The organism is Faecalimicrobium dakarense, assembly GCF_000499525.1.
Classification (GTDB): Bacteria; Bacillota; Clostridia; order Peptostreptococcales; family Peptostreptococcaceae; genus Faecalimicrobium; species Faecalimicrobium dakarense.
This window is the reverse complement of the sequence record NZ_HG529386.1, coordinates 1-15,572: the sequence shown is the minus strand read 5'-3', so window position 1 is coordinate 15,572 and position 15,572 is coordinate 1. Positions and strand designations below refer to the sequence as shown.

Annotated in this window: 12 protein-coding genes; all 12 read right to left on the bottom strand. The window is 32.3% G+C overall.

All coding sequences use genetic code 11. From position 1 onward, the window contains the following. Window positions 1-195: 195 nt before the first annotated feature. Window positions 196-1,725, bottom strand: a complete 1,530-nt coding sequence (gene gpmI, locus BN899_RS13130) for a 2,3-bisphosphoglycerate-independent phosphoglycerate mutase (protein WP_042276198.1) — start codon at window positions 1,723-1,725, stop codon at window positions 196-198. Window positions 1,726-1,737: 12 nt separating this feature from the next. After that, window positions 1,738-2,481: a triose-phosphate isomerase gene (gene tpiA / locus BN899_RS13125; protein ID WP_042276196.1), complete on the bottom strand. Its 744-nt coding sequence runs from the start codon at window positions 2,479-2,481 to the stop codon at window positions 1,738-1,740. Window positions 2,482-2,649: 168 nt separating this feature from the next. Then, entirely contained in the window at window positions 2,650-3,849 is a 1,200-nt protein-coding gene (locus BN899_RS13120; RefSeq protein ID WP_042276194.1) for a phosphoglycerate kinase, read from the bottom strand. A gap of 197 nt (window positions 3,850-4,046) precedes the next feature. Beyond that, entirely contained in the window at window positions 4,047-5,054 is a 1,008-nt protein-coding gene (gene gap / locus BN899_RS13115; protein ID WP_042276192.1) for a type I glyceraldehyde-3-phosphate dehydrogenase, read from the bottom strand. A 69-nt stretch (window positions 5,055-5,123) separates the two neighbouring features. Continuing rightward, entirely contained in the window at window positions 5,124-6,146 is a 1,023-nt protein-coding gene (locus tag BN899_RS13110; RefSeq protein ID WP_042276190.1) for a sugar-binding transcriptional regulator, read from the bottom strand. Window positions 6,147-6,281: 135 nt separating this feature from the next. Further along, window positions 6,282-7,628 carry an RNA polymerase factor sigma-54 gene (rpoN, locus tag BN899_RS13105; protein WP_042276188.1) on the bottom strand — a complete coding sequence of 449 codons (1,347 nt, stop codon included), beginning with the start codon at window positions 7,626-7,628 and terminating at the stop codon, window positions 6,282-6,284. A 235-nt stretch (window positions 7,629-7,863) separates the two neighbouring features. After that, on the bottom strand, window positions 7,864-8,241 hold the full coding sequence (locus BN899_RS13100) for a RidA family protein (protein ID WP_042276186.1): 378 nt from the start codon (window positions 8,239-8,241) through the stop codon (window positions 7,864-7,866). An 18-nt stretch (window positions 8,242-8,259) separates the two neighbouring features. Beyond that, window positions 8,260-10,851 (bottom strand): selenium-dependent xanthine dehydrogenase, encoded by a 2,592-nt coding sequence (xdh, locus tag BN899_RS13095; RefSeq protein ID WP_042276184.1) that lies wholly within the window; start codon window positions 10,849-10,851, stop codon window positions 8,260-8,262. 15 nt (window positions 10,852-10,866) lie between these two features. Next, window positions 10,867-12,237 carry a dihydropyrimidinase gene (gene hydA / locus BN899_RS13090; protein WP_042276181.1) on the bottom strand — a complete coding sequence of 457 codons (1,371 nt, stop codon included), beginning with the start codon at window positions 12,235-12,237 and terminating at the stop codon, window positions 10,867-10,869. Further along, on the bottom strand, window positions 12,237-13,340 hold the full coding sequence (locus BN899_RS13085; RefSeq protein ID WP_042276177.1) for a 4Fe-4S dicluster-binding protein: 1,104 nt from the start codon (window positions 13,338-13,340) through the stop codon (window positions 12,237-12,239). The genes hydA and BN899_RS13085 overlap by 1 nt, the downstream gene beginning before the upstream one ends. Window positions 13,341-13,375: 35 nt before the next feature. Further along, window positions 13,376-14,731 (bottom strand): nucleobase:cation symporter-2 family protein, encoded by a 1,356-nt coding sequence (locus BN899_RS13080; protein WP_042276174.1) that lies wholly within the window; start codon window positions 14,729-14,731, stop codon window positions 13,376-13,378. A 28-nt stretch (window positions 14,732-14,759) separates the two neighbouring features. Next, the coding region (locus BN899_RS13075) for an amidohydrolase family protein (protein WP_042276171.1) at window positions 14,760-15,572 on the bottom strand (813 nt) is incomplete at its 5' end.

Here is a 15,572-nt window from a genome sequence, read left to right as displayed (position 1 = left end):
CCCTCTTGAATCTAATACTTCTCTTGCATATACTAATTCGATAACTGACATATTTATATCTCCTCTCGATATTCGTAAATTTATTTTACCTTTTTATTATATTACATAAAAACTATCTTTGATGGGTAAATTTGTAAATTTTCCATGTAATATTTTATATTATAGGAAATTAATAATTTCCTTTATTAACTTATATTATTTTACTATTAATGAATGACCTGTCATTTCTGATGGTTGTTCTAAATCCATCATATCTAAAACTGTAGGTGCTATATCGCTTAATCTTCCATCTTCTTTTAGCTTAGCTGATTTTAAATCTTGCCCTACTACTATGAATGGTACTGGATTAATTGAATGAGCTGTTATAGTTGCATTACTTTCTGGATCTTTCATGTACTCAGCATTTCCATGGTCTGCAGTTATTATTGCACTACCACCCTTAGAAAGTATTTTATCAACTACTTTTCCTACACATGTATCAACTGTTTCTACAGCTTTTATAGCAGCTTCCACTACTCCCGTATGTCCTACCATATCTGGGTTAGCATAATTTAGCACTATAAAATCATATTTATCTTCATCTATTTTTGCTAACATTTTTTCTGTTAATTCATTAGCACTCATCTCTGGTTGTAAATCATAAGTTGCAACCTTTGGAGATGGTATTAATAATCTATCTTCATCTTTATTTGGCTCTTCTACTCCTCCATTGAAGAAGAATGTAACGTGAGCATATTTTTCAGTTTCTGCAGCTCTTAACTGAGTCTTTCCATTATTAGCTAAGTATTCACCTAAAGTATTATTTAAACTTTGAGGTCCAAATGCTACATTAACATTTTTTATAGTTATATCATATGTAGTTAAACATACGAATAATGTCTTCATGCAAGGTCTTTCAAATCCAACAAACTCATCACATACTAATGCTCTAGTTATCTCTCTAGCTCTATCTGGTCTAAAGTTTCCAAATACTATAGAATCGTCTTCTTTTATAAGACCAACTGGCTTATCATTTTCAACTATTACAGTTGGAAGAACGAATTCATCATTTTTATCTTCATTATATGAGTTTTGTACAGCTTCAACTGCAGATGTTGAAGTCACACCTTTTCCATCTACCATTGCTTCATAAGCAAGCTTAACTCTTTCCCATCTCTTATCTCTATCCATTGCATAGTATCTACCAGAAACAGAAGCAAATTTACCTACTCCTAATTCTTTCATGTAGTCTTCTACATCTTGTATATATCCTATAGCACTTCTTGGCGCAGTATCTCTACCATCTGTGAAAGCGTGTACAAATACGTTTTCAACATTGTTTTCTTTAGCCATTTTTAAAAGTGCTTTTAAATGATCTATATGAGAGTGAACTCCTCCATCAGATAATAATCCCATTAAATGAAGAGAGTGGTTCTTTGCATTTTCCATAGCTTTTAATAAGACTTCATTTTCGAAGAAGTCTCCCTCTTCTATAGCCTTAGTAACTCTAGTTAAATCTTGGTATACTATTCTTCCTGCCCCGATGTTAGTGTGCCCTACTTCTGAGTTACCCATTTGTCCATCTGGAAGACCTACATCAAGTCCACTAGCATTTATTAAAGTATGAGGATATTCTTCAACTATTTTATCTAAGTTAGGTGTTTTTGAAGCTAAAACAGCATTACCTGTCTCTATCTTACTTTCACCAAAACCATCCATTATTATTAAAGCAATTGGTTTTTTCATATCTGTCACTCCTTAGAAATTAACAAGCTCTACATAGTCGCTAGGTGCTAAAGACGCTCCACCAACTAAAGCTCCATCTATATCACTTTGGTTCATTATTTCAGTTACATTTGAAGGCTTAACGCTTCCTCCGTATTGAATTCTAACTTCATTAGCTAATTCTCCGTAAAGGTTAGCTACAACTTCTCTTATGTAAGCTATAACATCGTTAGCATCCTCAGCTGTTGCAGTTTTTCCAGTTCCTATAGCCCATATTGGTTCATACGCTATAACAACTTTAGCTAAATCATCGACAGTTACATTTTCTAAAGCTTTTTCTATTTGAACTTTACAAACTGACTTAGTTTCACCATTTTCTCTTTGCTCTAAAGTTTCACCACAGCATAATATTGGATCTATCCCATGCTCTAATGCTTTTAAAACTTTTTTGTTTACTGTTTCATCAGTTTCATTGAAGTATTCTCTTCTTTCAGAGTGCCCTATAACTACATAGTCTATTCCTATTTCTTTTAACATAGCTGGTGATACTTCACCTGTAAAAGCTCCACTTTCTTCAAAGTGCATGTTTTGAGCACCTATTTTTATGTTACTTCCTTTAGTAACTTCTTTTAAATCTTTTAAAGCTAAGAAAGGAGCACATATTACTGCTTCTACTTTATCATTATTAACTTTATCTTTAACTTCATTAGCAAAAGTTAGCGCTTCTGCTATAGTTTTATTCATTTTCCAGTTTCCTGCTATTATTGGTTTTCTCATTTTATTATTCCTCCCACTTGGAATTAAATCTTTGAGAAACCTTAATATTAAGATTTCTCATGATTTAACTTATATTTTATAGGTAGTTTTACTAAAAGTAAAACTTAAACTGTGGACATATTTATTTAAACATCTAGCATATTTAATGCTTTATGATTTTTATCAAATTTATTTATTATCTAATGCTACTATTCCTGGTAACTCTTTACCTTCTAAGAATTCTAAAGATGCTCCTCCACCAGTTGATACGTGAGTCATCTTATCTCCAAATCCTAATTGGTTAACAGCTGCAGCACTATCTCCACCACCTATCACAGTAGTAGCATCTGTTAAAGCTGCCATAGCTTTAGCAACAGCTAATGTACCTTTGTTAAAGTTTTCGAATTCGAATACTCCCATTGGTCCATTCCATACTATTGTTTTAGAATCGTTTACTGTATTTACATATAATTCTATTGTCTTAGGTCCTATATCAAGTCCCATGTGACCTGCTGGTATATCAGCACCTTCAGTTATAACTGGAGTTACATCAGCAAATTTATCAGCAACAGCATTGTCTATTGGTAATAAGAATTTAACACCTTTAGCTTCTGCTTTAGCCATCATTTCTTTAGCGTATTCCACTCTATCTTCTTCAACTAATGAAGTTCCTATTTCGTGTCCTAAAGCTTTTAAGAATGTATAAGACATTCCTCCACCTATTATTATGTTGTCTACTTTTTCTAATAATTGCTCTATAACAGCTATCTTATCAGAAACCTTAGCTCCACCTAATATTGCAGTGAAAGGTCTTACTGGATTAGCAACTGCTTCTCCTAAGAACTTTAATTCTTTTTGTATTAAATATCCGCAAGCTCTTTCATTTAAGAATTCTCCAGCACCTACTGTAGAACAGTGAGCTCTATGAGCAGTACCGAATGCATCATTTACAAATACTTCAGCTAAAGATGCTAATTCTTTAGAGAAATTTTCTTCATTTTTAGTTTCTTCTTTTCTGTATCTAGTGTTTTGTAATAATATTACATCACCATTTTCCATCTTTTCTACAGCCGTCTTCGCATTTTCCCCCACAACATTATCATCCGCAGCAAATACTACTTCCTTATCTAACATCTCCGATAGCCTTTTAGCAACTGGCGCTAAAGATAATTCTGGTTTAGCTTCCCCTTTTGGCTTTCCTAAGTGAGAACATAATATAACCTTTGCTCCATTATCTATTAAGTATTTTATAGTAGGTAGCGCTCCATTTAATCTGTTTTCGTCAGTTATTACACCATCTTTTAATGGTACATTGAAGTCACATCTTACTAAAACCTTTTTCCCGTTCACATTTATATCTTCTATTGTTTTTTTGTTAAGCATTGACATAATTATATCTCCTCTCAAAAGCAAATTAATTTCCTATTTAGTATATCACATTTTTTCTATTTTTTACATTTTATGTAATATATTTTTATCAAAAGTGTACTCTATTTATCTTTAACAGTGTACTTCATTTATATATTCTGTTTAAAAAGTCCGAGTTATGCAGTAATAAACTACATAGTCTCGGACTTTATATTAAATTACTTAGCTAAACCAGCGAAGTATCCTAATGTTCTTATTAATTGAGCAGTGTAAGACATTTCATTGTCATACCAAGAAACAACTTTAACTAATTGTTCTCCGTTTACTTCCATAACTTTTGTTTGAGTAGCATCGAATAATGATCCAAAATCTATTCCTATTATGTCAGAAGATACTAATGGCTCTTCAGTGTATCCGAATGATTCATTAGATGCAGCTTTCATAGCAGCGTTTATTTCTTCTACAGTTACTTTCTTTCCTAATGTACAAACTAATTCAGTTAAAGAACCAGTTACAACAGGTACTCTTTGAGCTCCACCGTCTAATTTACCTTTTAATGCAGGTATAACTAAACCTATAGCTTTTGCAGCTCCTGTAGTGTTAGGAACTATATTAGAAGCAGCAGCTCTAGCTCTTCTTAAGTCACCTTTAGCATGAGGTCCATCTAATGTATTTTGGTCATTAGTGTAAGCATGTATAGTAGTCATAAATCCTTTTTGTAATTCAAATTTATCGTTTAATACTTTAGCCATTGGTGCTAAACAGTTAGTTGTACAAGAAGCTCCTGATATAACTGTTTCTGATCCATCTAATACATCATTGTTTACGTTGAATACTACAGTTTTTAAATCTCCTGTTGCAGGTGCAGATATAACAACTTTCTTAGCTCCAGCTTCTAAGTGAAGTCCAGCTTTTTCTTGAGAAGTAAAGAATCCTGTACACTCTAATACTATATCAACATTTAATTCAGCCCATGGTAAATCAGCTGGGTTTCTTTCAGCAGTAACTTTTATTTCTTGTCCGTTAACTACGAAAGCTCCGTCTTTAACTTCTATTTCACCATTGAATCTTCCTTGAGCAGTGTCATATTTGAATAAATGAGCTAAAGTTTTAGCATCTGTTAAGTCGTTTATTGCAACAACCTCAAACTTATCTGTTTGCTCCATTAATTTTCTTAAAGCTAATCTTCCTATTCTTCCAAATCCATTTATCGCAACTTTAACCATTTTGCTACCTCCCTATAAAGTAAAAATGTGTTTATATTATGACTAGCAATGCTAGTTGATCAACCTATATTATATTAAATCTAAAATTTTGTTAGCGCTTTCTTCATCCGTTATAAGCACTATATTCTTATTTATATTTGTCATAGCTATTAAAGCTTCTGCTTTTCTAGTTCCGGCAAATATGGCAATATTTTCTTTAACGTTTTTAAATGTCTCTAAGTTAATACCAACTGTATTTAACTTACATACTATTTCTCCTTTTTTGTTAAAGTAGTGACCAAAAGCTTCACCTACTGCACCTTTTGATACTATTTCTTCTACTTGCCCTTTTGGTAGTTTTCTTCTTGTTGCCATTTCATCGGCTCTACCAATTCCAAAGACTAATACATCTGTCTTTTCTATAATATCTAATGTACTTTTAATTTGAGGCTCTTGAGTAAGTGTTTTCATAGCTTCTTCACCTAACTCATCTGGTATATGTAATAACTTATACTTAGAGTTTAGTTTTTTACTAATTGTTGCTACTATGTTATTTGACTGAATATCAACGTCTGTACCCATACTTCCCCTTGCAGGAACTGCTACTACATCATTGTATTTTTTATCAGCCTTTAAGCTATTTGCAAACTCTAACATAGTACTTCCACCAGTTATAGAAACTATGTCTCCATCTTTTAGTATATCTATGAAGTACTCAGATCCAGATCTAGCTACATCTTTTAGTAATGTTTCATTACTATCATAACTTCCAGGTACTAATACTACCTTTTTTATACCAAGTTTATCCCTCACTCTATCTTGAAGTGTAGATAATCCCATGATATCGTTCATGATTTCTTTAAGCTCATCTAAAAGTTCGAAACCTTCTCTTGTTATAGTCATCCCAGATACTGCCACATCTATAAGATTTTGTTCTTTTAGAAATTCAGTTTCTGATCTTACTATTCTCTCACTAATTCCAGTTACATTCGATAAGGTTCTTCTACCTATTGGTTCGCTTATTGAAATCTGCCTTAGTATAGAGTATCTTCTTTCCATAAGCTCAATTACTTGTGGAATTAACTTTTGTTGAATCTTTAGTAAATTTTTCATTTTGTGCTCCTTTGTTAAATGCCTTGGGACTTTCTGTGTCCCTTGTATTTATTTCAGTCCCACAAGATAATTTTATTTTAAAGGAATTGGAAAGATATTTCAATAGTTTTTAAGATATTTTTATTTTTTTTATTTTTAAAATCTCTTTCTTTTACTTGATGATAATATTCCTAGCTCTTCTCTATACTTGGCAATCGTTCTCCTGGCCACATTTAATCCCTTTTCTTTTAATAGCTTTGATATTTGGTCATCACTAAAAGGTTTCTTTTTATTTTCGCCCTTTATTGTCTCCTGTATTATTTTTTTTATACTAGTACTAGATATTACTCCATCATCGTTTGTGTCTAATGAACTACTAAAAAAGTATTTAAATTCAAATAATCCAAAAGGTGTTAACATATATTTCCCATTTACACCTCTACTTATTGTAGATTCATGAAATTTTAAGTTATCAGCAATATCTCTCATCTTCATCGGTTTTATGTACTTTATTCCTTTTCTAAAAAAATCTTCTTGTGATTTAACTATTTCTTCTGCAATTTTTAATACTGTATTTTTTCTACCTTCTATATTTTTTATTAGCCCTGTTGCAGAGTTTAGTTTTTCTTTTATAAAATCTTTTGCACCTTTATCATATTGTGCGTTTTTTAGTACTTCTTTATAGAAATTATTTATTTTTATTCTACAAGCATCATTGCTATTTGTGTAAACTACAAATTCATCATCTATTTTTTCTACTATTACATCAGGTTGTACATATACACTTTTTTCTATAGATAAAGACCCAGCTGGTCTAGGGTCTAATGTTTTTATTATATTTATCATATCAATACATTTTTTTACAGGTACATTATATTTTTTACTTATCTCTTTATATTTGTTACTTGCCACTAAATCTAAATCTTTATTAACTATTTCCTCTAGTGTTCTATTATGTAACCCTAAGTTACGCATTTGAATTATCAAACATTCAGATAAGTTTCTAGCTCCTACACCGTTTGGTTCTAATTGCCATATTTTTTCTAGGCAATTGTTGAATACCTTTTTATCTATATTTAATAATTCAATAATTTCATTTTCATCAATTCTCAAATATCCATCTTTATCTAAACTATCTATAATATATTCACATATATTCATTTCCTTCTTAGTTAGCTTATATAAACTTATTTGTAACTTAAGATGTTCATATATGTTTGATGAATCTTTTATCATATTTTCTAAATTTATATCATTATCTGGATTATAATTTAATTCATTTTTACTTATATGAGTTGACTTTTCAATGTTTACTATGTATTCTTCCCAATTTACGTCACTACTTCTGTCTACTTCTAACAACGGATTTTCTTCCGCTTCTTTCAGTATTATGTCTTCTACCTCCAACTTACTCATGTTTAATATATTTAGTGATTGCTTTAATTGAGTTGTCATTATCAATTTCTGAGATTGAGTTAATTCAAGATTATTATTAAAATTCATATTTTCACCCCATAGTATTTGAAGTTTGTATCTGTATTGTATTTTATAAAAAAATAAACCCTTCTACATAAGTATATTTTATCATTTTAAATATATCTATGTAGAAGGATTTTAATTTTATATTGAAAAATATAATTTTTATAAACTATCAATTATATAAAAATAGCATGGCAAGTATTTTTATATATTTTAATAAATTTAAACCTTAATTAACTTTTGAATTGGCACAGAAATTCTATAACTCTGCTATGGCTTCTATTTCAACTACAGCATCTTTTGGTAACTTAGCAACTTGAACACAAGATCTTGCTGGTGGATTAGATTCAAAATATGTTGCATAAACTTCATTTACTGCAGCAAAATCATTTAAATCTTTTACAAATACAGTTGTCTTAAATACTTTATCCATAGATGTACCTGCTTCTTCTAATATAGCCTTTACATTGTTTAATGAAGCTTTAGTAGCTTCCTTTACTTCAGATACTAATTCACCAGTTTTCATATCTATTGGAAGTTGCCCTGATGTATAAACTAAATTTCCAATTATCATACCTTGAGAGTATGGTCCTATTGCACCTGGTGCATTTTTTGTATTAACTACTACTTTAAGCATATTCCCCCTCCTTTTAATTTATTTTTTCCTATATGGTGTATTATTTAATGGAAGTTTAGTTCTAAACTCCTTGTCAAATAAATAATAGGCATTTTGAATTGCTGGAGCTGTTGGTATGGAAGCTATTTCTCCTATCCCTTTTGCCCCATAAGCTAAACTATCTTTATTTTTTTCTATAGCTATAGCTTTTACACTTGGTATATCTGTGGCTTTAAATAATCCTAGTGTTCCAAACTTTGCTTTAGGTACACAGCTTTCAAGTGGATAATCTTCTGTTAGTGCATATCCTAAAGACATTACTACTCCACCTTCAATTTGGCCCTCTAAGCTAATTGGATTTATTGCTTTTCCTACATCATGAGCAGCTATAACTTTTTCTAATTTTCCATTTTCATTTAAAATAGCTACATGAGTTGCATAACCATAAGCAACATGGCTTACAGGATTCTTTTTATCGCATCCCATTTTGTCTGTAACACTAGAGTATTCTCCGTAAAATTCTGATCCATTTAAATCCTCTATTGTTTTACCAGATTCTAATGCTTCTTTTAACTTTAGTGCAGCTTGCTTGGTTGCCTCTCCTGTAAATACTGTTTGTCTAGAGGCAGTAGTATTTCCTGAATCTGGAGTTATGTGGGTATCTGGGAATTCATAAACTATATTTTCAGGAATTACATCAGTAGTTTCACATAAAATTTGAGTAAGTACAGTTCCTAATCCTTGTCCTATACAAGATGCACTACTTCTTATATGAACTTTATTATCTATTATTTTTAATTTACATCTGCCTGTATCGGGTATACCAACTCCTAAACCACTATTTTTCATAGCACATGCAATTCCTGCATATGGGTATTTTTCATATTCTTCTTTAACAGCTTCTAAAGTCTCAACAATAGCTGTTCCTTCATCTGCTATCTGACCATTTGGTAGTGATTGTCCTGGTCTTACTGCATTTCTATATCTAATTTCCCATGGGGAAATTCCTACTTTTTCTGCAAGTAAGTTTAAATTACATTCTGTTGCAAAGCAACTTTGCGTTACTCCAAACCCTCTAAACGCTCCTCCTGGAGGATTATTTGTATAAACGGCAGTTCCTTCTATATCTATGTCTTGATAGTTGTATGGTCCAGCTGCATGTGTACATAATCTTTGAAGTACAGGACCTCCTAAAGATGCATATGCACCTGTATCAGATACTATAGTAGCTTTCATACCTGTTAAGTATCCATTTTCATCACATGCAGTTGTAAATTCCATTTCTACTGCATGTCTTTTAGGGTGAATTATTATACTTTCTTTTCTTGTAAGTAGTACTTTTACGAATCTCTTAGTATGGTAAGCTAAAAGTGCTGCATGGTGTTGAACACTCATGTCTTCTTTTCCACCAAATCCTCCGCCTACCATTTTGTTTATTACTCTTATCTTTTCATGTTCAAGGCCTAGCATATCTGCACATTCATGTTGTGTGGCAAACACACCTTGGTCAGTAGAGTATATTAACACTCCATCAGCTCCATATGGCCCTGATATAGCGCATTCAGGCTCTAAAAATGCATGTTCAGTGAAAGGTGTAGAGTATCTTTGAGTAACTACATATTTAGAATTTTCTATTTTCTCTTTTGCGTTACCTCTTACTAGATGTTCTTTTACTAATATATTTCCTGTTTCATGTATATTGGGCGCATCTTCTTTCATCGCTTCTTCTGGACATGTTATAGGTTGTAACTCTTCATAATCTATTTTTACTAATTTTTTAGCTTCTTCTAATGATTCTTTAGTTTCTGCTGCTACTAATACTATTGCATCTCCTAAATATCTAGTTACTTCACCTTCAGGAATCAGTGTGTCCCAGTCTTTTTTTAGGTGACCTACTTTTAGACTACCTGGAATATCTTTTGCAGTTAGTACCGAAACTACACCTGGATATGCCTTAGCTTCTTCTATATCTATTTTTTTAATAAGTGCTCTAGGATATTTGGTTCTTACTGCAGATCCATAAATCATACCCTCTATTTTCATATCATCTACATATTCAGCAATTCCAAGTGATTTTGCGTGAGCATCCACTCTTGTAAGGTTATCTCCGACCAACCCCTTACAGCTAACCTTCGGTACATCTATGTTATCTCTAAGTATTTTTGCTGCTAACTCTACAGCCTTTATTATTTTTACATATCCAGTACATCTACAAATATTTCCTCTTAAAGCTTTCTTAATTTCATCTTCACTGGGATCTGAATTTATATCTAATAAAGCCTTTGAGCTTATAACCATTCCTGGTATGCAAAAGCCACATTGAACAGCTCCTTGACTAGAAAAAGCATATGCATAAACATCTTTTTCTCTCTCTGTCATACCTTCTATAGTAATTACATTCTTACCAACTAGTTTTTGAGTTTGAATCACACATGCTTTCATGGCCTTTCCATCAACTATAACCATACAAGTTCCACATGCGCCTTCTGAACATCCATTTTTTACAGATGTTATATTCATATCTTCTCTTAGAAAATGTAAAAGTTTCTTATTTCCCTTAGATACAACCTTTTGGTTGTTTAAAATGAACTCAAATGTGTCTATGGATTCTTTTACTAATACATCGCACATACAAGCTATTCCCCCTTAATTAGATGCTCTTTTTAGATATTTACCATTCGCATTTGAACAAGTTATTTCTCCCTTTGAACTTACTTTTTGACCTCTTAAATATACCTTCTCTATTTCGCATTCTAATTTATAATCTTCATATGGAGTGTAATCCACATTTTGAACTTGATTATCTGCTTTAATAAATTTAGACTTGTTTGGATTTAATACAACTAAATCTGCATCACTTCCAACCTTTATAGTTCCTTTTTGTGGATAAAGTCCAAATATTTTTGCTGGATTTGTGCACAATATTTCCACCATCTTATTTATAGATATTTTATTTGTACACACTCCATAGGTATATAAAAGTCCTACCCTATGTTCTACTCCTGGTGATCCATTTGGTATCTTGCTAAAATCATTTATTCCGAGCTCTTTTTGATTTTTATAATTAAATGAGCAATGGTCTGTTGCTACACTATCTATTTTATTTTCAGCTAATGCCCTCCAAAGAACATCATTGTCTTCTTTAGTTCTAAGCGGAGGTGACATTACATACTTGGCACCTTCAAAACCTTCTAAATCGTACTTCTTATTATCCAATAATAGATATTGTGGACAAGTTTCTACTATTACATCCACACCTCTACATTTAGCTTTGAGTACTTCTTCTAATGACTCTTTACAACTTAAATGGACTACATATACTCTAGCATTTGTAACCTCTGCTATTGCCATTAATCTTCTAGTAGCCTCTGCTTCTACTATGGAAGGTCTTGTAATAGCATGATATTTTGGAGAAGTTTTATTTTTCTTAAGATATTTGTCCACAAGTTCACATATTATATTCCCATTTTCACAATGAAATCCTATTATTGCTCCAATACTCTTTGATTTTTGTAATGCTTTGTATATTACACTGTCATCAACTTGAAGAGATCCCTTATAAGCCATATATAATTTAAAAGAAGTTACACCTTCATTTATCATTTCATCCATCTCATTACAGACTGAATCATTCCAATCTGTTATTGCCATATGAAATCCATAATCACAGTAAGCTTTATTATTTGCCTTTAAATGCCACTCTTTTAGACCTTCTTTTAAAGACTTTCCTTTGCTTTGAGTCGCAAAGTCTAATATAGTTGTAGTTCCTCCAGCTATAGCAGCTTTTGTTCCTGATTCAAAATCATCAGCTGTTTTAGTAGTTCCTGTATCTAGGTCAAAATGTGTATGTGCATCAATTCCTCCTGGTATGATATAACATCCAGATACATCTATAACTTCACATCCACTAGTGTCTAAATCTTTTCCTATCTCAACAATTTTTTCTCCACATATTTTTATATCTGATGCAATGGTTGTTGTTTCATCAACAACCATTGCTCCCTTTAAAATTTTCATTATAAAGCAACCTCTTGATTAAAGCTTATTGATAATGCTTCTTTAGGACATCGCGTTACACATAAACCACAACCAAAACATTTTTCCTTATCTATTTCTAAAGTATCATTTACTTCTATCGCTTCATAAACACAACTTGTTTTACATTTCTTACATTTTATACATTTATCTTGGTCTACTTCTGGTACTATTTTATGAGTTCTAAATTCTCTTTCCTTTTCTTTTTTGTGAACTAATCCTTTTATTTCATTTACATCTTGGTATCCATGCTCATCTAGGAATGCATTTAGCTCACTTGCTATTTTTCCATATACACCTGGTCCTTTAAGTATTGCTTCCGTACATACTTGAACAGCACTTGCTCCTGCCATCATCATTTCTGCAACATCTTTTCCACAAGTTATTCCACCTACACCAATTATAGGTATATTAACAACTTGAGATGCTTCATATATACATCTTATTGCTAACGGTCTTATTGGAGCTCCTGATAACCATCCATATCCTGTTTTGCTACCCATTATTGGGTGTCCTGTATTTACATCTATAGCCATACATGGCCCAAATGAATTTATCATTACAAGACCATCTGCTCCAGCTTCTTCAACTGCTTTAGCTATAGTTTGAATATCTGTGTGAGGACTCATCTTCATAAATACAGGTACATCTAGTGCAGCTTTTGCAGCTTTTAAAGCATTTACTATTGGAGTAACATCTGTTCCAACGTAGTGAGTTGATAACTCAACTGCATCAGCATATGGTTTAACTAATGGAGCAACTTGTGCTATTTGCTCCGCACTGTATCCCATACTTACTATTACTGGAACTCCTGCACTTTTAGCTTTTTCATATTCTTCCTTTATCCATTGTTCCTTTGGAAGCTCTGACCATAATTCAGTATTTAAAAAACCACTATTAGTGTTTGCCATACAAGGTCTTGGTACATCTGCAGGAAGTACAGATATAGTTTTTGTGCATATTCCACCTGCTCCTCCCTTTACTGCTTCTATACATAAATCTCCGTCTTTTGCACCTGGTCCTGCTGCTGTCATTATTGGATTATTAAATTCCATTTTATATATATTAACTTTTAAATTTGCCATTTTTACATCCCCTTAAATTTTTTATTTGATTTATATTAGGCTAATTCTTCTTCATTCTCATTTTTAGACTTTTCTTTGTTTCCGGCTTCATTAAAGAATATATTTAATAAAACTGCTGCTAAACTTCCTGTTGTTATACCACTATGGAATATAGTTTGTACCCAAGAAGGGAAATTGTGATAAAAATCTGGATTCGCTAAAGGTATCATAGCTAATCCCAAACTGACTGCAACTATTACGCCATTTTTAGTCCCATCAAATTTAACTTTGCTTAAAGTTCTTATTCCACCAACTGAAACCATCCCAAACATTGCAAATCCAATTCCACCAAGAACTGGCTTTGGTATTGCTCCGACTAATGCCGCAAATTTAGGCACAAATCCAAGAGCTAATAGCATCATACCTGCATATACTGCCACATATCTCGACTTCATTCCCATAAGACCTACAAGTCCTGTGTTTTGGGCAAATGGTGTTATAGGAAAAGAATTAAATATTCCTGATAAAGAAGTGGATAATCCGTCTCCCAAAAGTGCTCTTTTTATATTTTTACCATCTACTTCTTTATCTACCATTTCATGAATCGCTATCATATTACCTAGTGACTCAGTCATTAAAACTAACATGATTAAACATAAAGATAAAACTGCTGATGGCTCAAATATCGGCATACCAAACTTCAAAGGTACGTTTATACTAATCCAGCTAGCTTCTAATACTGGAGTGAAATCTACCATTCCAAATATCGCTGCTATTATTGTTCCTATTACCACACTAAGAAGTATTGCTGCACTATTCCATATTCCTTTTAAATATTTAAATAGTATAATTGTTATACCTAGTACAGCTAATGCCAGCGCTAAATTTGATGGTTCAACCGCTTGCACTTTACTATCTGTTATCCATTTTATACCTACTGGAAGCAGTGATACTCCTATAACTAAAACTACTGTTCCTGTAACAACCTTAGGGAAAAATTTTATTAGCTTTTCAAATATTGGCGCAAGTAACATACAAAATATTCCCGATGCTATTACTGCTCCAAATACGGTTCTCATTGCTATACTTGGGTCTGCTTGAGATGATGCAATTGATGTCATAGCTGCAACTGCTGCAAAGCTAGTTCCTTCGATTACCGGAATCTTAGCACCTGCAATATTTCCTATACCAACCGCTTGTATTAAAGTTCCTATTCCTGCCATAAATACACATGCACTTATTAAGAAAACTATACTGCCATGGTCTAGTCCTGCAGCACTTCCTACCATCATAGGAACTGCTACCGCTCCTGCACACATTGCTAAAACATGTTGTAGTGAGAATACCCATGACTTGGATATCGGTAACCTCTCATCTACTGGAGCTATTTTAGGGCTTTTACTTTGAGACATTAATTTGTCCCCCTTATCTATTTTATTTTTATATTCTATCCCACAATTTTTTACTTAATATTCTACTAGTTGCTAACACTTGCTCTTCGTCTATATTTACTAATTTTCTATTTTTCATAAGAATTTTACCATTTACAATTGTTGTATCTACACTTCTTCCTGTTAATCCAAATATTATATGGCCACCTACTGAATTTTCATTCATTGGTGTATGCGGTGTATAATCTACAATTATTACATCTGCATAAGCACCTTTTTTTATAATTCCTAAGTCATTTTTGAAGTAGGCTTTAGTAATTTTTTGGTTATTGTCAAATAGCATTTTTTGACTTTCCACAAATCCAACTCTAGGATCACATAAGTGATGTTTATGTATTATATTTGCAACTTTTAATGATTCAAACATATCACTTGTGTAACCATCAGTTCCTAAACCTACAGTAATTCCTCTATTTAGTAGCTCTATTGCAGGTGAGCATCCTACAGCATTTCCCATATTTGATTCTGGATTGTGAACAACAAAAGTTTTACTTTCTTTAAGTAAGTCCATTTCATTAGAATCTACATGAATACAATGAACTGCTATAGTTTTATCCCTTAATACACCGAATTCATTAAGTCTTTCTATTACTCTTTTATTGTGATTTCTTAGATTATATTTAAGATCATCTAACCCCTCTGCCGTATGAACATGGTATCCAGTATTTAAATTCGCCATTTCTTTAGCACATTTTTCTAAGGTTTCATCCGATAGAGTAAATGCCGCATGGAGCCCAAACATTCCTTTTACCATATCAGTATCATCTTTCTGTGCAAATTTAATAAAATCAACGTTTTCCTC

Bases quoted from the DNA above. Each gene is read 5' to 3' on its own strand.
- xdh (WP_042276184.1), bottom strand. From the start codon at position 10,851: ATGTGCGATGTATTAGTAAAAGAATCCATAGACACATTTGAGTTCATT.
- tpiA (WP_042276196.1), bottom strand. From the start codon at position 2,481: ATGAGAAAACCAATAATAGCAGGAAACTGGAAAATGAATAAAACTATA.
- hydA (WP_042276181.1), bottom strand. From the start codon at position 12,237: ATGAAAATTTTAAAGGGAGCAATGGTTGTTGATGAAACAACAACCATT.
- BN899_RS13085 (WP_042276177.1), bottom strand. From the start codon at position 13,340: ATGGCAAATTTAAAAGTTAATATATATAAAATGGAATTTAATAATCCA.
- BN899_RS13110 (WP_042276190.1), bottom strand. From the start codon at position 6,146: ATGAAAAATTTACTAAAGATTCAACAAAAGTTAATTCCACAAGTAATT.
- rpoN (WP_042276188.1), bottom strand. From the start codon at position 7,628: ATGAATTTTAATAATAATCTTGAATTAACTCAATCTCAGAAATTGATA.
- gpmI (WP_042276198.1), bottom strand. From the start codon at position 1,725: ATGAAAAAACCAATTGCTTTAATAATAATGGATGGTTTTGGTGAAAGT.
- BN899_RS13100 (WP_042276186.1), bottom strand. From the start codon at position 8,241: ATGCTTAAAGTAGTAGTTAATACAAAAAATGCACCAGGTGCAATAGGA.
- BN899_RS13120 (WP_042276194.1), bottom strand. From the start codon at position 3,849: ATGTCAATGCTTAACAAAAAAACAATAGAAGATATAAATGTGAACGGG.
- gap (WP_042276192.1), bottom strand. From the start codon at position 5,054: ATGGTTAAAGTTGCGATAAATGGATTTGGAAGAATAGGAAGATTAGCT.
- BN899_RS13080 (WP_042276174.1), bottom strand. From the start codon at position 14,731: ATGTCTCAAAGTAAAAGCCCTAAAATAGCTCCAGTAGATGAGAGGTTA.